This is a genomic window from Rhodococcus sp. SMB37, from assembly GCF_004345605.1.
In the GTDB taxonomy this organism is placed as follows: Bacteria; Actinomycetota; Actinomycetes; order Mycobacteriales; family Mycobacteriaceae; genus Rhodococcus.
Genome location: NZ_SLVY01000009.1, coordinates 51,751 through 71,083, shown reverse-complemented (window position 1 = coordinate 71,083; position 19,333 = coordinate 51,751). Strand labels below are relative to the sequence as shown.

18 protein-coding genes are annotated in these 19,333 nt (G+C 67.0%); 10 read left to right on the top strand and 8 right to left on the bottom strand.

The window, feature by feature from the left end; all coding sequences use genetic code 11:
- Positions 1-11: 11 nt before the first annotated feature.
- The 4 genes from EV641_RS15780 (at position 12) to EV641_RS15765 (ending at position 3,825) form a co-directional block, all read left to right on the top strand.
- Positions 12-992 carry an ROK family protein gene (locus EV641_RS15780; RefSeq protein WP_132472923.1) on the top strand — a complete coding sequence of 327 codons (981 nt, stop codon included), beginning with the start codon at positions 12-14 and terminating at the stop codon, positions 990-992.
- 130 nt (positions 993-1,122) lie between these two features.
- Entirely contained in the window at positions 1,123-1,872 is a 750-nt protein-coding gene (locus tag EV641_RS15775; protein ID WP_132472921.1) for a lysophospholipid acyltransferase family protein, read from the top strand.
- Positions 1,873-1,902: 30 nt separating this feature from the next.
- Positions 1,903-2,394: a polyadenylate-specific 3'-exoribonuclease AS gene (locus EV641_RS15770; protein WP_054719467.1), complete on the top strand. Its 492-nt coding sequence runs from the start codon at positions 1,903-1,905 to the stop codon at positions 2,392-2,394.
- Positions 2,395-2,439: 45 nt separating this feature from the next.
- Positions 2,440-3,825, top strand: a complete 1,386-nt coding sequence (locus tag EV641_RS15765) for a 3-deoxy-7-phosphoheptulonate synthase class II (protein ID WP_132472919.1) — start codon at positions 2,440-2,442, stop codon at positions 3,823-3,825.
- 62 nt (positions 3,826-3,887) lie between these two features.
- Here EV641_RS15765 and pknB read toward each other — a convergent pair whose 3' ends face one another.
- On the bottom strand, positions 3,888-5,924 hold the full coding sequence (gene pknB, locus EV641_RS15760; protein ID WP_132472917.1) for a Stk1 family PASTA domain-containing Ser/Thr kinase: 2,037 nt from the start codon (positions 5,922-5,924) through the stop codon (positions 3,888-3,890).
- Between the two features lie 111 nt (positions 5,925-6,035).
- Here pknB and EV641_RS15755 point away from each other — a divergent pair, with 111 nt between their 5' ends.
- Entirely contained in the window at positions 6,036-6,407 is a 372-nt protein-coding gene (locus tag EV641_RS15755; protein ID WP_054720451.1) for an Rv2175c family DNA-binding protein, read from the top strand.
- On the opposite strand, the gene EV641_RS15750 is transcribed toward EV641_RS15755, so the two are convergent.
- The 4 genes from EV641_RS15750 to EV641_RS15735 form a co-directional block, all read right to left on the bottom strand.
- Positions 6,404-7,396 (bottom strand): phytoene/squalene synthase family protein, encoded by a 993-nt coding sequence (locus tag EV641_RS15750; RefSeq protein WP_132473155.1) that lies wholly within the window; start codon positions 7,394-7,396, stop codon positions 6,404-6,406. The two genes, EV641_RS15755 and EV641_RS15750, sit on opposite strands and share 4 nt — an antisense overlap.
- A gap of 23 nt (positions 7,397-7,419) precedes the next feature.
- Positions 7,420-8,985, bottom strand: a complete 1,566-nt coding sequence (locus tag EV641_RS15745; RefSeq protein ID WP_054720204.1) for an alpha-(1->6)-mannopyranosyltransferase A — start codon at positions 8,983-8,985, stop codon at positions 7,420-7,422.
- Between the two features lie 116 nt (positions 8,986-9,101).
- The gene (crtI, locus tag EV641_RS15740; RefSeq protein ID WP_199233273.1) at positions 9,102-10,646 is read right to left on the bottom strand and encodes a phytoene desaturase family protein; all 1,545 of its coding nucleotides are present in this window, start codon (positions 10,644-10,646) and stop codon (positions 9,102-9,104) included.
- Positions 10,646-11,719 (bottom strand): polyprenyl synthetase family protein, encoded by a 1,074-nt coding sequence (locus EV641_RS15735; protein ID WP_132472915.1) that lies wholly within the window; start codon positions 11,717-11,719, stop codon positions 10,646-10,648. The genes crtI and EV641_RS15735 overlap by 1 nt, the downstream gene beginning before the upstream one ends.
- 242 nt (positions 11,720-11,961) lie before the next feature.
- Here EV641_RS15735 and EV641_RS15730 point away from each other — a divergent pair, with 242 nt between their 5' ends.
- Positions 11,962-12,882, top strand: a complete 921-nt coding sequence (locus EV641_RS15730; protein ID WP_132473152.1) for a methylenetetrahydrofolate reductase — start codon at positions 11,962-11,964, stop codon at positions 12,880-12,882.
- A 27-nt stretch (positions 12,883-12,909) separates the two neighbouring features.
- Here EV641_RS15730 and EV641_RS15725 read toward each other — a convergent pair whose 3' ends face one another.
- The 3 genes from EV641_RS15725 to EV641_RS15715 all read right to left on the bottom strand — a co-directional run bounded on the left by EV641_RS15725 (position 12,910) and on the right by EV641_RS15715 (position 15,922).
- A complete protein-coding gene (locus EV641_RS15725; protein ID WP_132472913.1) occupies positions 12,910-13,623 on the bottom strand; it encodes a DUF3153 domain-containing protein in 714 nt (237 codons plus the stop codon).
- 77 nt (positions 13,624-13,700) lie between these two features.
- A complete protein-coding gene (locus EV641_RS15720) occupies positions 13,701-15,308 on the bottom strand; it encodes an NAD(P)/FAD-dependent oxidoreductase (protein WP_132472911.1) in 1,608 nt (535 codons plus the stop codon).
- On the bottom strand, positions 15,305-15,922 hold the full coding sequence (locus tag EV641_RS15715; protein WP_132472909.1) for a GNAT family N-acetyltransferase: 618 nt from the start codon (positions 15,920-15,922) through the stop codon (positions 15,305-15,307). Before EV641_RS15715 ends, EV641_RS15720 begins: the two co-directional genes overlap by 4 nt.
- Positions 15,923-16,161: 239 nt before the next feature.
- Here EV641_RS15715 and EV641_RS15710 point away from each other — a divergent pair, with 239 nt between their 5' ends.
- The 4 genes from EV641_RS15710 (at position 16,162) to rsmH (ending at position 19,331) form a co-directional block, all read left to right on the top strand.
- A complete protein-coding gene (locus tag EV641_RS15710) occupies positions 16,162-16,575 on the top strand; it encodes an SAV_6107 family HEPN domain-containing protein (protein WP_132472907.1) in 414 nt (137 codons plus the stop codon).
- Positions 16,576-16,751: 176 nt separating this feature from the next.
- On the top strand, positions 16,752-17,171 hold the full coding sequence (locus tag EV641_RS15705) for a DUF3040 domain-containing protein (protein ID WP_054718191.1): 420 nt from the start codon (positions 16,752-16,754) through the stop codon (positions 17,169-17,171).
- Between the two features lie 477 nt (positions 17,172-17,648).
- Complete coding sequence (gene mraZ, locus EV641_RS15700) at positions 17,649-18,080, top strand: division/cell wall cluster transcriptional repressor MraZ (protein ID WP_132472905.1); 432 nt, start codon at positions 17,649-17,651, stop codon at positions 18,078-18,080.
- Positions 18,081-18,320: 240 nt separating this feature from the next.
- On the top strand, positions 18,321-19,331 hold the full coding sequence (gene rsmH / locus EV641_RS15695; RefSeq protein WP_054718195.1) for a 16S rRNA (cytosine(1402)-N(4))-methyltransferase RsmH: 1,011 nt from the start codon (positions 18,321-18,323) through the stop codon (positions 19,329-19,331).
- The last annotated feature ends 2 nt before the right edge of the window (positions 19,332-19,333 follow it).

The window sequence follows — 19,333 nt, the reverse complement described above, 5'->3', positions numbered from 1 at the left end:
ACACTGGCGATATGGCTGAACACGAACGGCCCACGATCGGTATCGATGTGGGCGGCACGAGCATCCGCGCCGCCGTGGTCGATGCGTCCGGAGCAGTGATCGACTCTGCTCGTGCGCCGACCCCCGGATCGGCGCCGGTGCTCGAAGACGCTCTGCACCGGGTCGTCCGGCAACTCGCCGACCGGAACGATGTCTCGGCGGTGGGACTCGCGGTCGCGGGTTTTCTCACCGCCGACTGTCGCACCGTCCGATTCGCCCCGCACCTCCCGTGGGTCGACGCGCCGATCGCAGAACGACTCACGGACCGGTTCGGGCTGCGGGTGATCCTCGAACACGACGGGAATGCAGCGGGCTGGGCCGAATACCGGTTCGGCGCCGCCGCGGGAAGCCGGATCGCGGTGCTGGTGGCGCTCGGGACCGGAATCGGTGCCGCGCTGATGCTGGACGGTCGGATCTTCCGAGGCGCACACGGAGTCGCACCCGAACTCGGTCACCTTCAGGTCGTTCCCGGCGGTCGGCCCTGTCCCTGCGGTAAACGAGGGTGCTGGGAGCGATACTGCAGCGGCACCGCCTTGGTCGACATCGCCGTCGAGATGCTCGCCGCCGACCCCGGCCGTTCACAACTGGTCGCCGGCACTGCTGCGGATCCGGGATCGCTGACCGGCCGGCGGATCGCCGGCGCCGCGCAGGACGGCGACCCGCTCGCTCTGGCCGCCATGGCCGAGTTCGCCCGGTGGCTGGGGTTGGGGCTGTCGCTCGTCGCCGATGTGTACGACCCGGAACTCATCGTGGTCGGAGGGGGAGTGTCAGGGTCGGCGTCCCTGTTCCTGGACGACGCACGAGAGCACTACGCCGCTGCCTCGACCGGCGCCGGACACCGACCCCTTGCCCGGGTACGTGCCGCGCAGCTGGGGGATGCCGCCGGATTGATCGGCGCGGCCGACCTCGCCCGCAGGGCGATGACGGCGAATCGCGAAACGACATTCTCGTGAGATTCTCGTCACTTCCTGCGTACTCGCGTGGAGCCGGGCACCTCTGCGGCGTGCGTGTGACCCTCGGAGCGACGTAGAGTCGACCGGCGGGCTTGGTGAGCCCGCGTTGACGATCCCGGGAAGGTTTGCCATGTGGTACTGGCTGTTCAAGTACGTCCTGCTGGGCCCACTGCTCTGGCTCATGGGAAGGCCCAAGCTCGAAGGCGGAGAGAACATCCCGACCGGTGGGCCCGCCATTCTCGCCAGTAACCATCGCGCCGTGCTCGACTCGTTCTACCTGCCGCTGCTGGCGAAGCGGCGGATCACTTTCCTTGCCAAGAGCGAGTACTTCACCGGCACCGGCCTCAAAGGAGGATTCCAGCGCTGGTTCTTCTCCGCCGTCGGCCAGGTCCCGATCGACAGGACGGGCGCGGACGCCGCGCAGGACGCACTCAACGCCGGTGTCCGAGTTCTCTCGCAGGGCAAACTGCTCGGCATCTATCCGGAAGGCACCCGTTCGCCCGACGGACGTCTGTACAAGGGCAAGACCGGTCTGGCACGTCTCGCACTCGAGACCGGAGTGCCGGTCATTCCCGTCGCGATGATCGGTACCGACAAGATGAACCCGATCGGCTCCAAGATGTGGAAGCCGGCCAAGATCACCGTTCGAGTCGGCGAACCGATCGATTTCTCTCGTTTCGAGGGTATGGGCGGGAACCGTTTCGTCGAGCGCACCGTCACCGACGAAGTGATGTACTCGCTCATGCAGCTAGCGGGTCAGGAGTATGTCGACGTCTATGCGGCCTCACTGAAGAACACGTCGCCGAAGGGTGCGACCATCGCAGCCGAACCGGCAATCACATCCGATGCAGATCGCATGCCCGACACCCAAGCGGGGTGACGCGTGGTGTTCCGGGCATAATGTGATTACGTGCGCTACTTCTACGACTGCGAGTTCATCGAGGATGGACGCACCATCGAACTCGTGTCGATCGGTGTCGTGTGCGAGGACGGCCGCGAATTCTACGCGGTGTCCACAGAATTCGACCCCGAGCGGGCGGGCCCGTGGGTTCGCCGCAATGTCCTTCCCAAGTTGCCGAACCCGGGCCACCCTGCCTGGAAGTCGCGAAGCCGCATCCGCGACGACCTACTGAAGTTCCTCGTCCCCCGGGTGGGTATTCGGCCCGAGCTGTGGGCGTGGATAGGTGCATACGACCACGTAGCACTGGTCCAGCTGTGGGGATCCATGCCGGAGTTGCCCGATGTGTTGCCCCGATTCACCCGTGAACTGCGGCAGCACTGGGAACAACACGGATCTCCACCGCTCCCGTCGGTCCCCGACGACAACCACGACGCGCTCACCGATGCCCGTCACAATCTCGCGAAGTTCGACGCAATCGAGGTTGCCCGCCGGGCCCTATGACCGGGCCTGTGTGACGCTCGGCAGCGGGGGCCATATCCTGGTGGAGTGAACTGGACTGTCGACGTACCGATCGACCGCTTGCCCGAACTTCCGCCTCTGCCCTCGGAACTGCGCGAAAAGCTCGACATCGCGTTGTCCAAGCCCGCATTGCAGCAGCCGAGTTGGCCCGAAGACCAGGCCGAGGCGATGCGGACCGTCCTCGAGAGCGTCCCACCGATCACGGTGCCCCGCGAGGTCGAGGAACTGCAGAATCAACTCGCGGCCGTTGCGAGGGGCGAAGCTTTCCTGCTGCAGGGCGGTGATTGCGCCGAGACGTTCATGGACAACACCGAACCGCACATCAAGGGCAACATCCGCACGTTGCTCCAGATGGCCGTCGTCCTGACCTATGGTGCATCGACCCCGGTCGTCAAGGTTGCGCGCATCGCCGGGCAGTACGCCAAGCCGCGCTCGTCCGACACCGACGCGCTGGGATTGCCGTCGTACCGCGGCGACATGGTGAACTCCATCGTCGCCGACGCCGCTGTCCGCGTCCACGATCCGTCCCGCTTGGTCCGGGCATACGCCAACGCCAGCGCCGCGATGAACCTGGTGCGTGCCGTCACCTCCGGTGGTGAAGCCGACCTGCACCGGGTCCACGACTGGAATCGCGAGTTCGTCGCATCGTCGCCGGCCGGTGCTCGCTACGAGGCACTCGCCTCCGAGATCGACCGCGGCCTGCGGTTCATGGACGCCTGCGGGGTCATCGATCCGAACCTGCGTGCCGCGACAATCTACGCAAGTCATGAAGCCCTCGTGCTCGACTACGAGCGTGCGATGCTGCGTCTCGACACCACAGGGGACGAGCCCCGCCTGTACGACTTGTCGGCGCACTTCCTGTGGATCGGCGACCGCACCCGGCAACTCGACGGCGCACACATCGCCTTCGCGGAGCTGCTCTCCAACCCGATCGGCCTGAAGGTCGGCCCCAGCACCACCCCTGAGATGGCCGCGGAGTACGTCGAACGCCTCGACCCCCACAACAAGCCCGGCCGTCTCACCCTGATCTCGCGGATGGGGCATTCGAAGGTCCGTGATCTGCTGCCCGGCATCATCGAGGCCGTCGAAGCCACCGGGCACAAGGTCATCTGGCAGTGCGACCCGATGCACGGAAACACCCACGAGTCGTCGACCGGGTACAAGACCCGGCACTTCGACCGGATCGTCGACGAGGTCCAGGGCTTCTTCGAGGTGCATCGTGCGCTGGGCACCCACCCGGGTGGCATCCATATCGAACTCACCGGTGAAGACGTCACCGAATGCCTCGGCGGAGCGCAGGACATCTCCGACGTGGACCTGCACGGCCGCTACGAAACGGCCTGCGACCCGCGACTGAACACGCAGCAGTCGATCGAGCTGGCGTTCCTCGTCGCCGAGATGCTGCGCGGCTGAATCGATAGAACGGCCCGGTCGTACACGCGGCCGAGCCGCCAGGGTCGGGAGAGCCGAACGGATCAGGGCACCGCGGTCAGCACGACCGTGCTGCCCGGTTCGGTTCGGCCACCGGCGCCGGGACTCTGCCCGATCACCACTGACCGGTCGGAGTCGGCGAGCTGCCGCACTTCCACCTCCAGTCCCAGCCTCTCCAGTTCCCCACGGGACGATCCGACCGAGCGGCCCATCATCGACGGCACCTTCACCGCGTTCGACACGAGCAGAGTCACCGTGCCGCCTGCTCCGACCCTGTCGCCCTCCGACGGATCGGTTCCCGACACCAGGCCGGCATCGATATCGGGATCGAACACGTCCCGCTCGTCCTGGACGGTCAGGCCGACTCTCTCGAGCGCTGCTCGCGCGGCGTCGACGGTCAGGCCTTCGAGATCCGGAAGCTCCACTGGTGCGGCGCCCTTGCTGATGATCACCTCGACCTTCGCGCCGACCGGCAGGACGGTGCCCGGCGCGGGGTCGAGGGCTGCGACAGTCCCCTCCGGTGCCGATGCGCTGAACGCCGTCCCGCCGTCGACGGGTTCGAACGTGCGGCGCCGCAATTCGTCTTCGACCGTGTTCCGGTCGCCGCCACCGGGAACCCCCGGCACCGTCGGCCGCCCCAACGACACCAGCAGCGCAACGGTGTCGCCGCGCGGAACCTGCGAGCCCACCGCCGGATCGGTGCCGAGCACCGTGTCGATCGGAATCGCGTCCGAGTACTCACCGCGGGTCTCGACGGTCGCGCCTGCAGTCTCGACGGCCGCGGCGGCGGCAGCGCGATCCAGGCCTTGCACCGCAGGAATGTCGATCATCCGCCCCGACCCGAGCCACCATCCGGCCAGGCCCATGAGCAGTGCGAGTACGACGATCGCGGCGATCCAGCCTGCGGTGGTCCGCCGCGAGGTGCGTCGGTTCGTGCGATGGTCGACCTGCGTGCCGACGCCTGCCGCGGGACCACCGTCATGCCCCTGTTGGGCCTCGTTTCGGGTGTGTTCCCGCGTGACGACCCTGGTGTGCTGAGGTTGCGCGTGGACCTGCGAGGCCGGCGGAGTCGCGGCCTGATGGACCGTGGTCGGCGCCGCATCCGCGATGGCCGCGGCGGGCGGCCTGACCACGGTGGTCTCCGGGACAGCGCCCCCGGTGACCGGCGACGGTGCCGCGACGGGGACCTTCGCCGTGGTAGCGGATTTGCGGGGCGCCGGCACGCGGTAGCGGGGAAGATCGAGTGCGTCGCTGAGATCGGTGAGGGCATCGGCCATCGCGCCGGCATCGGCGTACCGCTCACCGGGCTCACGTTCTGTCGCGTGACGCACCAGCGTGTCGAACTCCTCCGGCACACCGTCGATCCACGTACCCGGATCGGGCACATCCTTCTCGACACGCTGGTAGGCGACGGACAGTGACGTGTCGCCCGTGAAGGGGGTGCGTCCGGTGAGCATCTCGAACATCAGCACACCGGTCGAGTACACGTCGCTGCGCGCGTCGGCATTGCCCGTCGTGACCTGCTCCGGCGAGAGGTACGCAGCCGTACCCAAGATCACACTGCGCGACGTCGTATTCGCGGCAGCGACCGCACGGACGAGGCCGAAATCGGCGATCTTCACTTCGCCGTTCCGGGAGATCAGGATGTTCTCGGGCTTGACGTCGCGGTGCACGAGTCCGGCCCGATGGGCCACCGCGAGGGCTCCCAGCACAGGTGCTGCCACTGCGGCCGCAGCGTGCGGGGGCATGGGCCCGCGTTCGCGCAGTAGTTCGCGCAGGGTGCCACCTTCGACGAGTTCCATGACGAGGAACACGTCGTCGCCGTCCTGTCCCTGGTCGTACACCGCCACGAGACCCGGATGGTTGAGCCGTGCCACCGATCGGGCCTCGAACTCGAATCGTGCGAGGAACTGGGGGTCGGCAGCGAACTGGTGATCCATGACCTTCACCGCGACCGGGCGATCGAGGCGTTGATCGGTGGCGCGGTACACGGTCGACATGCCACCGCGGGCAATCCGTGCTTCGATCAGATAGCGCCGGTCGAGGAGCTTGCCGACCATGTGGTCGCCTCCAGCGGTCACCCGGTGTACCCCCGTGTCTCTGTGTCCCGATTTTGTCTCTGTCGATCGTAGCCATGGTGCCGCCAGGTGGTCGCGTACGCGCCCTCCGTACCGCGGCGATACGGTGGAACCGTGAGCACTATTCCGTACTGCGACGACGTCCTCGACCGCACCGTTCCGGTGTTGCAACTCGTGGACGTGGCCAAGCAACTCGATCTCGTCATCACCCGCGTTCATCAGCTGCTGCGCGATCGCCGGCTACTCGCGATCAAACGAGACCGTGTTCCCGTCGTACCCGAGGTGTTCTTCGACGACACCGGGGCGATCGCCAAGGGCCTTCCGGGACTCATAGCGGTGCTCCACGATGGGGGATTCACCGACGAAGAGATCCTGGAATGGATGTTCCGTGAGGACGCCACCCTCCCTGGTGGAAACGCCATCAGCGCGTTGCACACCGATTCGATGAGGGAAGTGATCAGGCGGGCTCAGGCGGCGGCCTTCTAAGGCACAGCGTCGGCCTTCCAGGGCGCAGCGTCAGTTGTCCATGACCGGCTCGGTCTTCTGACGCGCGCGCCCGAGGCCGCCTGCCTCAGCGCGACGGACAGCCGCGCGTGGCGCGGTACCGCCACCCGTCGGTCCAGTACCCGGTAGCCGCTGTGCTCGACTTCGTCGAGGATCTTTCCGTACAGCACGAACGCGGTGCGGATTCCTGGTCGAATTCGGGGAGGAAGCAGGTCCAATCCGGGTTCGGCCTTGCGATATCGGTCTCTCGTCAACGCGACGGCGTGGGCGAGGGCGCGTCGTACCCGGGGGTCGGGGCAATGATGGCCGCGGCCCGCGCGGAGTAGATCGTCGTCGACGCCGAATGCCATCCACAGGTCGGTGGGCAGGTACACACGGCCGCGATCGAGGTCTTCACCGACATCACGGATGAAATTGGTGAGCTGGAACGCTTCGCCCAGGGTGCTCGCGTACGGTGCGGCCGCGTCGACGTCATCGACGCCGAACACCGGGAGCAACTGCAGGCCGATCACGGCGGCCGACCCGTACATGTACTCGCGCAGCTCGTCCATGTCGCGATACCGGACGCGGTGTTCGGCGGTGCCGGGAATGTCCATCCGCATCGACCGGAGGAATGCATCGAAGTATTCCACCGGGATGCCGTAGCGGTTGATGGTCGCGGCGAGGGCCCGCACGACCAGCCCGGTCGGGTCGAGCGCTCCCGGATTGCCCTCGAGGGCCGCATGCAGGCGTGTGTACGCGTCGTCGACGCCGCGCGCAGCCGCAGCCGGATCGTCGATGTCGGCCACGTCGACGATGTCGTCGACAATGCGCGCGAATCCGTACAGGGCGTGCACGGCGTGACGGCGTTGCCCGGGCAGGAGTCTCGCTGCGAGATCGTAGGTGCGTCCGTGCTCGGCGGTCAGTGACGCGCAGAGTCGGAACGCTTCGTCGAGGTGGTCGGGTGCGACCGCCCCCGACTCAGCCGAAATGTGTGGTGTCGGCACACCCGGCCTCACCGCGAAGCCGCGCGCAGATGCAGTGGATCGGGGCTGCGCAGCGACAGCGCGGCAACGACCGCCGCGAACACGGCGAGTGCAACATGCGCGATGTTGTACATCCCGATCGAGCCGTCCGGGTTGAAGATCAGCATCAGCCACGTCGACAACGCGACGAGGACCATCAGGGTGCGCGTCGACATCGCGAACGCCGCCGCCACGACCAGTGGCCACGAGTAGTACCAGGGCAACGCGGCCGGTGACAACAGTGTCACGGCGGTGAGTGCGATCACGATGCCCAGGACGGCATCGCGTTCGGTACGGCGGAAGCGCCACCATGCGTAGACCAGGATGGCGCCGAGAGCGATCATGCAGAGCATCCGTGTCACTTCGAGCACGGAACCCAGACGCCACGGTGTGAACCAGGTGACCGCATGGCCCAACATCGTCGGAAGCGACAACCAGTTGATGATCTTCGACGACCCGGACAGTGCTGTGAGCCATCCGATTCCGACGCCGGCGATCAACGAGGTGCCGCCGAACACGAACACGAACACCGCGATCCCGGTGCCCGCGGCTTTGGTGAAGAGTTTGATGGGGGAGGCGGGTTCGCGGCCCTCGGCGAGTGCGCGGTCGCGTTCGTGGATCATCCACACCCACACCATGAAGGGAAGGGCGAGTCCGGCGGTGGCCTTGATCGCGGCGGCCAGCGACACCAGAGCGAAGCCGCTGAGATGTCGTCCTTCGAGCACGAGCACGATCCCGGCGAGCATCAGCCCGACCATGAGCAGCTCGTTGTGGACACCCCCGACGAGGTGGACGAGGACGAGTGGGTTGAGGACCGCCAGCCACAACGCCACGGTGGGATTGCCGCCCATCCGGCGTGCGAGTCGGGGCACACCCCATGCCATGAGCACCAGACCGGGCAGCATCAGCAGCCGCCACAACCACGTGCCGGAGACGACGTTGTCCCCGGTGATCGAGGTGATGCCGGCGCCGAGCAACAGATGGACCGGCCCGTACGGGGTGGTCGTCGTGGTCCAGACGTTGCTGACGTTGTCGAGCAACAGACCCGGATTGACGACGGGACCTTCCGAATACGGATCGAATCCCTCACGCAACATGGCGCCCTGGGCGAGGTACGAGTAGGCGTCCCGGCTGAACATCGGGGTCGCGACCAGCAGTGGCACGGTCCACGCGGGCAGGACCTTCCAGAGGTCGTGCACCAATGCGTGGTCGGCGAGCACGGCGCGCCCCAGCCGGACCCATGCACCGATCATCAGCAGGACACCGATCCAGATGATGATCGTGGAAAGCAGATGACCGTGCCCGAACCGCAGCCACGACAGGTACACGCCCTCGAGCAACGGGTCGACGCGGCGCACACTGCCCGCACCGAAGCTGCCGAAGGTCAGAAGGGCTGCTCCGCAGGCTCCGAGGAGAGCCGCGTTACCGGCGGGACTACGAAGGAAATCGGCCGGGCTCCGCCGCGGACCTGTCGGTTGGGGCGACGTGATTGCCGTTGCCGGTTCGGTGGCCGACCGATCATCCGGATCGGCTTCGGAAGCGGCAGGGGACGACATGGGTACGATTCCTCCCCCGGAAGTCGCGTTGGTGCTGGGCACAGCTGACAAGAACGATGACACAGTTTAATGGAGTCGGAAAATACGGTGCACCCGCCTCGGTGTCGGTACGGCGTTCACTTCATCCGCTGCCGGATGACTCCGAGTCGCTCGGCGGCGAGACGACCGGACAGCAACACGGTAGGGACTCCCACACCCGGCACGGTTCCGGACCCTGCGAGAACGATGTTGGGATGGCGTGGGTCGAGGTTGCGGCGGCGGAACGGACCTGTCTGCCGGAACACGTGGGCGCTGCCGAACGGGCTTCCCGCGGACATTCCCTGCGCTGCCCACGTCGCGGGCGTGTCGATGTGATCGACGTCGAACCCCGAGGTGATTCCCGTGTATCCGCGTGCGTTCAGTACGGACAGCAGTTCTCTGGAGTACGGACCGGCCAGTGCCTCCCACGTGAAGGGTGCGCTCTCGAGGTTGGGGCAGGGCGCGAGTACGGACAGGGGTTCGTGCTCGGCTCCGTTGCGACGGAGCAACAAGCCAGGATCGGACAGTGCGGGCCGGGTGACGAGCAGCGACGGATCGGTCATCAGCCGTCCACGGCCCCGGCGCGCGGTGATGTCGCGGAAGGTGCCTTCCCACCGCACACCGAACTCGATGACGTGATGGTGTCCTGCCGACCACGCCCGGCTGACGGAGGTGGGCACGGTGCCATGCAGGACGACGGCGGACGGGGACGCGAGCGTCCGCCGACGCCGGGGGGAGGGCAGAAGCGCATCGACCACGGGCAGGTCGGGGGTCAGTACCGCAGCGTCGCACGGATAACGAGCGCCGTCGGCCGTCTGCACGCTGCGGACGTGGTCACCGTCGAACTGCAGTTCCGTCACGTCGGCACCGAGGTGCAGTCGGCCGCCCGCGCGCACGAAGGCATCCGCCATCGCACGGGCCACGGTGCGCATCCCTCCCTCCACGGCGTAGACGCCGAGAGAGGTGTCCATGTGCGGGATCGCGCCGTACACGGCGAGCGCACGTGCCGGTGTCACTCCCGCATACAGCGCCTGGAACGTGAACACCTTCTGCAGCCGTGGGTCGCGGATCCGACGGTTCACCTGTGTGCCGAGCTTGCCGAATCCGCCGAGCCGGACGAGCCTGGCGAGATCGCGCACCGCCGCCGGTGACGAGACGAGATCGAGAGGCGAATCGAAGTTCGCGTTCATGAATCGATCGAATTCGGTGTCGAATATATCCGCCAGCCATCGCCGCAACGTCAGGTAACGACGAGCCTCATCTGCGCCGCACACCCGGGTGATCTCGGCGACCATCGAGTCCGGGTCGGAGTGCACATCGAGCGTGCTGCCATCGGCGAACCGGGCGTGATAGGCAGGGGAGAGCCGGGTGGTCCGCAGGGGTGGGTGCACCGTGGTGGTGTCGGCACCGACCGCGGCGAGCGCGTCGTCGATGAGTTCGGGCATCGTCAGGACGGTCGCGCCGTTGTCGATCTCGTAGCCGGAGCCGGTGTGGACACCGACGCGACCACCGACCTCATCGCAGCGTTCGAGCACGGTCACCTCCCGCCCCGCACCACGTAGATGCAGGGCGGCGGACAATCCGGCCAGGCCCGCTCCCACCACGACCACTCGCTGCGCGTCGGGAACGGTACGGATCGTCATCAGGCCGCGCGCCGCGTCGCGGCCAACGCCGCCTCACGCAGGAGCGCTGCGCCCTCGTCGGTCGTGCCCGAGGACTCGAGGGTGGCGAACGCCCGCTCGGTGAGGCCGGTGATCTGCTGCTCGACCTTGTCGACTGCGCCGACCTCGACGAGCAGATCGCGGATCTGCTCGACCTGCTCATCGTCGAGGTCCGTGCCGATTGCCTTCCGCAGGGTGGTCGCGGCGACCGGGTTGTCGGAATCCGCGGCTTCCAGCGCCAGCGCGTACAGCACGGTGCGTTTGCCTGCGCGCAGGTCGTCGCCGGACGGTTTTCCGGTCACGTCCGGATCGCCGAAGACGCCGAGGAGGTCGTCACGCAGCTGGAACGCAAGGCCGATGTCGGTGCCGAACCGGCGGTACGCGTCGATCAACTGCTCGTCTGCGCCGGCCAGAACTGCACCGAGATGCAGGGGACGCTCGATCGTGTAGGCGGCAGTCTTGAACCGGTTGACGCGGGCCGCCGCCTCGACCGACTCGTCCGCGGCGACCTCACCCGCAATGTCGAGATACTGGCCACCGAGGACCTCGGTGCGCATGGCCGACCAGACGGGACCGAGCCGCATCGCCGCTGCGCTGTCGAGTCCGGCTTCGCGGACCATGTCGTCAGCCCACACCAACGCGAGATCGCCGAGCAGGATCGCGACGGCCTGCCCGAACTCCGCCGCCGCGCCGCGCCACCCGTTGTCGCGGTGCAACCCGGCGAAGTCGACGTGCACGGTGGGGAAGCCGCGACGCGTGGTGGACGCATCGATGATGTCGTCGTGGATCAGCGCACCCGCCTGTACCAGCTCGAGTGCCGCGCACGCCCGTAACACCGCGTCTGCGTGCGGCCGCGTCGGATCCCCGCCGGCACCGAGCCATCCGGACCACGCGAACGACGGGCGAATTCGCTTACCTCCGCGGAGAACGAACGACTCGAGCGCGGCGACCGCCTCTGGGTAACCTCCACCGACGGTCTCCACGATGGGGGCCTTGGAGTCGAAGAACTCCCGCAGCGCGCCTTCGACGAGTTCAGGGAGCGGGGCGGTGGGCACGGGTGCGGGTCCGGTGGACAGGGGATTCCTCCTGGTCGAATGCGTCGAGTGTCGCGCGACGGGTCGCGCGGCACCGACACCAAGCCTATCCGGCGCCCTTCGTCGTCGCCGGTGGCCGGTTGCTGGTCGGCGCACCCTATGCTGGACGCGTGGTAGTCGATTTCAGGGGGACCAGTGAAAGCGCGGTGACCGGCGGCGCCGAGCGAGTCCAGCAGGATGGTGACTCGCGTACGCCGTCGATCGTGGATCGCCTCGGCGATCCGCGCGGCAGGCGGATTCCGTTCTCCGTCGAGTTCTCTCCGCCCCGCGACGCGGACGCCGAGGCGCGCCTGTGGCGAGCCGTCCGGGTGTTCGAGCGGCTCGGTCCCGCGTTCGTCTCGATGACGTACGGAGCGGGCGGCTCCACACGGGACCGTACGGTCCGCGTGACCGGCGAGCTTGCAGAAGCGACGACCCTGTTGCCGGTGGCGCATCTCACCGCGGTCGGCCACAGCATCGACGAACTCCGTGCGATGGTCGGTGCCTACGCTGATCGCGGCATCACGAATATCCTGGCGCTGCGCGGCGACCCGCCCGGCAATCCGCTCGGTGAGTGGGAACAGCATCCCGGAGGGCTCGCGCACGCCGACGAATTGGTGCGGCTCGTGCGAGATCTGGGTGACTTCCACGTCGGGGTGGCTTCGTTCCCGGAAGGGCACCACCGTTCACCGGACCTCGACCACGACACCCGATTCATGGTGAACAAGCTCCGCGCGGGTGCCGAGTATTCCATTACCCAGATGTTCTTCGACGTGGAGCACTATCTGAGGTTGCGCGACCGCGTTGCCGCGTTCGACGCAGAGCAGGCCGCGAAGCCGATCATCCCCGAGATCATGCCGATCACGTCGCTGCGATCGGCGCGCCGGAGTTTGGAGCTGTCCGGATCGAAGCTCCCCGCGGCGCTCGAGGAGCGACTGGTTCGGGCAGCCGGCGGCGGCCCGGAGGAGAACCGGGCAGCTGTGCGCGAGGTTGGCATCGATGTGGCCACCGAGATGTGCGAACGCCTCATCTCGGAAGGTGCTCCTTGCCTGCACTTCATCACACTGAACTTCGCGAGGGCGACCAGCGAGGTCCTCACGCGCCTCGGGATCGAGATGCCGGCACCTGCTGCGCAACCGGCCTGACGGCCGTGGCAGCGGGCGCCACGCAGGTCAGGATCCGGGACGACCGTTCGATGGTGTTCGTGCGGGAGTGGGGTTGCGCGTGAACCAGGCCAATGCGCCGATCAACAGCGTTACGGCCATGGCGCCACCCGCCACGATTCCCGCCCAGCCCGCGAATCCGCGGGTGTTGGGGTCGGAGTAACGCACTTCTGCGCGGAGCGTGCTCACCTCGCCCGCCGGCAATTTCCAGGAGACGATCGAATCGGACTCGCGGTCGCCGTTCGTGGTGGCCACACGCGCGGGGAAGGCGATGGTGAACTGGACGTCGGTGCCGCGTTCGGGCGCCGCTTCGAGATCGACCCGTCCGGTGAGCGAAACGAGGTCACCCGCACGTTGTAGCGAGAGCTGGAAGGATCCGGCGCTCTGATCGGACATGGTCGCAAGTTGTTGCACGTCACCGAAGGTCAGGTTGCTGAAGAAGACCTGGCTTCCGACGTACCCGTCCTGTGCGTATTCCTGAACGCGCACTTTCCCGGCCAGAGCCGAGGGAACGGTGAGTTCGGGACCCTTGTCGTTCTCGTCGATGGGGATCGTCGCCGCGACGATCTGGCCGGAGACCCGATCGTCGGACGAGATTCCCATCGATGTCTGCACGCGAAGGCATCCGGTGAGAGCGGGAACCAGCAGGACCAGCAGCCCGAGCGCGGCGATGACCCGGCGACGGATGACTGTGGGACGAACAGATGTGGAGGACGGTGGCACAAAGGATATGGTGCCAGGCCGGTGTCCTGCGGTCGGACCACCGGGTCCGATCCGGCGCGTCGCCGGACCTGCAGGGGTCACCGTGAGAGCCTGCCGAGGGCGCGGCGTAGCAGGCCACCACCGGTGTCGCCGAGCGCGACACGTGCGGCGCTACGACCGCTCGACCCGGACACGCCGCCTCCGGGATGCATCGACGCGCCCGTGAGGTACAGGCCGGACGCACCCGGCACCCGGTAGCCGGACAGTTCGGGGACGGGACGCCAGAAGAACATCTGGTCGAGTGTCATCTCCACATGCATGACGTTGCCGCCGATCAAGCCCATTTCTCGTTCGATGTCTTCGGGCGTCTGCGTGTGCACATGGCGGATACCCGCAGCGAAGCCGGGCGCCCGGCTCTCCATCTCGGCGATGATCCGGTCGGCTTCCGCGGCCGCTTCCGATACCCAGCGACGTCCATCGCTGAGCCGGTAGGGATGCCACTGAGACCACAGGGTGATCTGGTGCTCGCCGGGCGGTGCGATCGACGGGTCGAGCGCGGAGAAACTCATCGCCAGGACCGCGGGCGTCGGCGGCAACTCACCGGCGAGTGCCGCGCCGTGCGCGAGACGGAGCTGGGCGCGGTCGTCGACGAGCAGTTGCAGACCGGTGGTGTCGCCGCCGTCGCCGGGCGCGCCGCGATAGCGGGGGAGCAAGTCGGTTCCGAGCCGGAGCACCATACCGATGCCGGGACCGACGCGGATGCGTCGTCGCCACCCTTCGATCCGAGAGGCGTCGAATCCGCCCCGTTCGAGCAGATCCAGGGTCGTGAGGATGTGGCATCCCGCGATGACGGTACGGGCGCTGACGATCCGCCCTGACTCGGTGTGGATCCTCCAGGTCTCGCCCGTGCGACGGATCTCCACTACGGCGTCACCGCATGTCACGGCTCCTCCGTCGGAGGCGAGCCTGGACGCAAGGGCACGGGTGAGTGCGCCACTGCCGCCGACGGCTCGGCCTGGAGGCAGCGTATGCATCAGTGCGGCGAATCCGACCATGGGCGCGGTGCCGGGTTCGGACATCGGTGGCCCGGACTGTGCACCGAACCAGGCGAGCGCGGCCTTGAGCGGTTCGTCGTCGAAGTACTCGTCGAGCAGGGCGTCGCCGGAGGTGAGGAATCGGCGCGATATGTCGAGTGCGCCACCGCCCAGGTCGAGTCCCCGGAACGACGGGACGAGATGACGGGCGGTGGGTGGTGCAGCGAACGTTTTCATGACTGCGGCGCTGCGCGGACCCCAGTCGCACACGAACCGGCGGTATGCCTCGGCGTCGCGACCCCCGCACGCCGCCTCGATCGACGCACAGGTGCGATCGAGGTCGCGATGGAAGACGATGCCGGGTCGGCTGCTCGGGACCGGCGGTGGAGCGAATGCCCACGGATCGCAGTCGATGTAGTGCAGGCCGTGTGAGGCCAGATCGAGTTCCTCGAGGATGCCCGAGTGCCGGATCATGATGTGCGCCGACGAACCGCGGTCGACCGCGTAGCCGGGAAATCGCTCAACGGTAGAGACTGCTCCGCCGAGCACGGTGTCGCGTTCGAGCACCTCGACGGACCAGCCTTCCCGTGCCAGATAGCAAGCCGAGACGAGTGCGTTGTGACCGGAACCGACGACGACGGCGTCGTGCACGGAACCACCAGTGGCCGTCATGTCGGTGCTTCGGACGGGTCCGCGTCCACCGGCAGCGCGCGACCGAGAACCGCGAAGGGGCGGGCGTCCCCGGTGAATACGAACCGGCGGACCACATCGCGGAAACCGAAACGCCGGTAGAGACGCCACGCGCGGTTGTCCTCCTCGGCGACCTCGGGTGTCGACAGCAGGACCGCTTCCTCGGTGCGCTCTCGCAGCAATCTGTGGAGTAGTGCCTCGCCGATGCGGTGGCCCTGCGCGTCCGGCCGCACGTGCAGTTCGGTCAGCTCGAAGTAGTCGCGGAGCAGCGCGTCGATCGAATCCGGGGACATTCCCGCGTGCCGCATCCCGGTACGCACCTGCTGATTCCACCACTGGTGGGGGTGTCCGTGATAGCCGTAGGCGATCCCGACGATGGTGCTGGGTTCGCCGGGCATCATCGCCGCAACGGCCCGCCAGCCGCCGCGGTCCGCGTGCTCCGACCACATCGGTGCCCGGTGGTGTTCGGTGCCGCGCGGATATCGCATTGCGCTGACGTAGACGGACAGGAGTTCGGGCAGGTGGGTGCGGAACTCCGCGGGAGTGAGGTCGACGAGTATCGGCGTGGGGGCGTGCCGATTCGGGTCAGTGCTCATGTGGGGACGGAGACCGCCTTCCCTTGACGACGTGTCGGTGGGTCCAGCTATATTGAATACGTCGAACTTATGTTCGATACCGGTGATCCGGGGATGTTCGAGGGAAGCGAACATCCCCGGATGCTCCGGGCCGGAGCCGTAGCGCGGCAGGGTAGGAGGGTGTACGAGCCATGGCAGCGCCGAACACCGCGAGGTCAAGATCACATAGGGTTGCCGGAGGGCGGGTTCCCGGGAGTTGTGTGGGGCCGTCCACGTCGGCGCGTGCCGCATCTCTGTTGCGTAAGGCGGACGAACTGCTGTCCGGTGCTGCGGGTGCCGACGTTCCCGGCGAGCGATTCCGGTTGTCCTATCTCGCGGCATTGCGCGGTGCGGGTGCGGTGGTGGCAGCAGCGGAGTTGAGAGGGTTTCACCAGCCCAAGCGGCGGCCCGCGACCCGAAACGCCTGGGTGATGATGATGCGCGCCGATGACACGTTCGCCGGCTGGGCCGACTACTTCGCCGATCGATCCGCTGCGCGCGCCGCGGTCGAGGCCGGGGTGCAGCGGGTGGTCGATGCCGAGGATGCATCGAGGTTCTACGACGAGGTCGGGCGTTTCCTGCACGATGTCGAGAACTACCTGTCCGCTGAGAGCGGAACCGGGCCCCGCATGTGACGTTGGTCCCTGGCCGAACGGCATTTTTCGCTGTGGGAGAGCGAACCAACTTTCGTAGTTGGTGGTCCAGGACGAAATGTGCTCGTATCATTGACTCAGGCGGCCGTGATGTCGGCGCCCCGCCGGATTCGTCCCACCGGGTCCGGCGGCCACCGTTTAGTGCCGGGGGAGGTACCGTGCCACTCTCCGAGCACGAGCAGCGCATGCTCGATCAGATCGAGAGCGCGCTCTATGCTGAGGATCCCAAGTTCGCCTCGACCGTTCGCGGAAAGCGAATGGGAATGGCGTCGAACAGACGACGGCTGCAGGCCGGCGCGCTGTTCGTATTGGGTTTGACATTGCTAATTGCGGGAGTTGCCCTACCGGTCAAGCCGGGCGGGTTCCCGATCATCAGCCTGCTCGGGTTTCTCGTGATGTTCGGTGCGGGAGTTCTCGTGCTGGTCGACGGGCGGCGCCGGTCCACTTCGGGTACCGCATCCGGCGGAGCGGATTCCGGAAAGGGTGGTAAGTCCTCCACTCGGGGTCGGAAGAAGTCTTCGGACGGCTTCACGCACCGGATGGAGGAACGGTTCCGACGTCGCTTCGAACAAGAGTGATCTGATGCGCGCGTAGCGCGCACTACGTACGACGCGCGCGCAGCGTGCGCAAGTGCACAGCAAGGGCGCGACCCATGAGGGTCGCGCCCTTACTGTGCGTGGAGGCGCCCCGGTTTGTGTGGGTGGGGGCCCACCGGGCTTTCCGCTTCCCACTTTCTCCCCACCTTGCCCCACAAGGCGGCGCCGGCACTGTCCCGGTGTTCGCCATCGATCGTGTGGACCTGAGGTTCCTGGTGTCCTGGTGTGGGCGGGTGTGCATCACACGCGGGCGCGAGCGGGGTTCCCGTCACAGGCACGCGCAATGGCCCACCTCCACCCACATCGGTTGAACAGGAATTTCATGAACAACACGCCCATCGGGCGCCCGTTATTCGGATGTTCGTGGGGCGAAGTGGGGTACTGTGGGGCGCGGCGGGGAGCGAGAGTGTTTCCGCCGCACGACTAAAGAGTCCGTCCGGTAAAGGCGGGAGGTTCCGGGTGTTCCTCGGTACCTACACGCCGAAGTTGGACGACAAAGGCCGGCTCACCCTGCCGGCGAAGTATCGAGACGAATTGGCGGGAGGGCTGATGATCACCAAAGGGCAGGATCACAGCCTGACCGTGTACCCGCGCGATGAGTTCGCTGCGCTCGCAGAGCGTGCAGCGGCCGCGTCCCGTAGTAACCCCAACATGCGCGCGTACCTGCGAAACCTCGCGGCGAGCACCGATGAGCAACGTCCCGATTCGCAAGGGCGCATCACGCTGTCCACATCGCATCGGGCATACGCGGGGCTTACCAAGGACTGCGTGGTGATCGGTTCCGTCAACTATCTCGAGATATGGAACGCCGAGTCGTGGGCGGCGTACCTGGCCGAACACGAGGAGGGTTTCTCCGAAGCAAGGGACGAGGTACTTCGCGACATATTGTGACGGATCTTCGGCTCCGCGCGGCGAGTGCCGTGAGGCCTCTGCCCGGGACCGGCCCTGACGCACTTCCCCGGCGCCAGGTACGGAACGGTAGCCCTGACACACTTCCCCAGTGTCAGGTCTCCGGAATCGGACAGAGACCTCCTGGCATTCGCCGCCGCCATATCCAGACCATCCGACCGATCACCAAGATCGAATGGCCCGAGTGGCCCGCATCGAACGAGCAGGATTCCGGAGGACCACATGGTGGACGGCGAGGATGACGCCGCGGACACGAACGGCGACGGATTCGGTCACGTCCCGGTACTGCTCGATCGAGCCGTCGAACTTCTCGGTCCGGCAATCGAAGCAGCCGGCCCTGGCGGGACAGGTGCGGTGTACGTCGATGCCACCCTCGGTCTGGGTGGTCACTCCGAGCATTTTCTGCGGACCTTCCCCGGGCTCAGGTTGGTAGGGCTCGATCGCGATCCCGATGCTCTGGACATCGCGCGTAGCCGTTTGGCCGAGTTCTCCGACCGCGCGGACTTCGTCCACACCCGCTACGACGGGATCGAGGACGCGCTCGATCGGGTAGGGCTCGATCGGGTCGGGTCGGTTCACGCGATCCTGTTCGACCTCGGCGTGTCGTCGATGCAGCTCGACGAGGCCGACCGCGGATTCGCGTACTCGAAGGATGCGCCGCTGGACATGCGCATGGACCCCACCACCGGAATCACGGCCGCCGACGTGCTCAACACCTACGGGCACGGTGATCTCGCCCGGATCCTCAGTACCTACGGCGAGGAGCGATTCGCCGGGAAGATCGCGTCCGAGATTCTGCGGGCGCGCGAGAAGTCGCCGTTCCGGAACAGCGGCGAGCTCGTCGAACTTCTGTACCGGACGATTCCCGCTGCGTCGCGACGGACCGGCGGACACCCCGCCAAGCGCACGTTCCAGGCTCTGCGCGTCGAGGTCAACGGCGAGCTCGACTCGTTGCGTGCGGCGATTCCCGCGGCGCTCGATTCCCTCGCGATCGGGGGCCGGGTCGTGTTCATGTCCTACCAGTCACTCGAAGACCGTGTCGTCAAGCAGGAGCTGACACCGCGCTCGAAATCGCGTAGCCCGGAGGGTCTTCCGGTGGAGCTGCCTGGAATGGGTCCGGAACTTCGGATCCTGACGCGGGGTGCAGAGCGCGCGTCCGACGACGAGATCGACAAGAACCCACGCTCGGCGCCCGTCCGACTGCGTGCCGCAGAAAGAATCGCCAGGAGGTAACC

Coding starts and splice junctions, on each gene's coding strand:
- EV641_RS15780 (WP_132472923.1), top strand. CDS start 12: ATGGCTGAACACGAACGGCCCACGATCGGTATCGATGTGGGCGGCACG.
- EV641_RS15775 (WP_132472921.1), top strand. CDS start 1,123: ATGTGGTACTGGCTGTTCAAGTACGTCCTGCTGGGCCCACTGCTCTGG.
- EV641_RS15745 (WP_054720204.1), bottom strand. CDS start 8,985: ATGTCGTCCCCTGCCGCTTCCGAAGCCGATCCGGATGATCGGTCGGCC.
- crtI (WP_199233273.1), bottom strand. CDS start 10,646: ATGACGATCCGTACCGTTCCCGACGCGCAGCGAGTGGTCGTGGTGGGA.
- EV641_RS15720 (WP_132472911.1), bottom strand. CDS start 15,308: ATGACGGCCACTGGTGGTTCCGTGCACGACGCCGTCGTCGTCGGTTCC.
- EV641_RS15715 (WP_132472909.1), bottom strand. CDS start 15,922: ATGAGCACTGACCCGAATCGGCACGCCCCCACGCCGATACTCGTCGAC.
- rsmH (WP_054718195.1), top strand. CDS start 18,321: ATGGTGGACGGCGAGGATGACGCCGCGGACACGAACGGCGACGGATTC.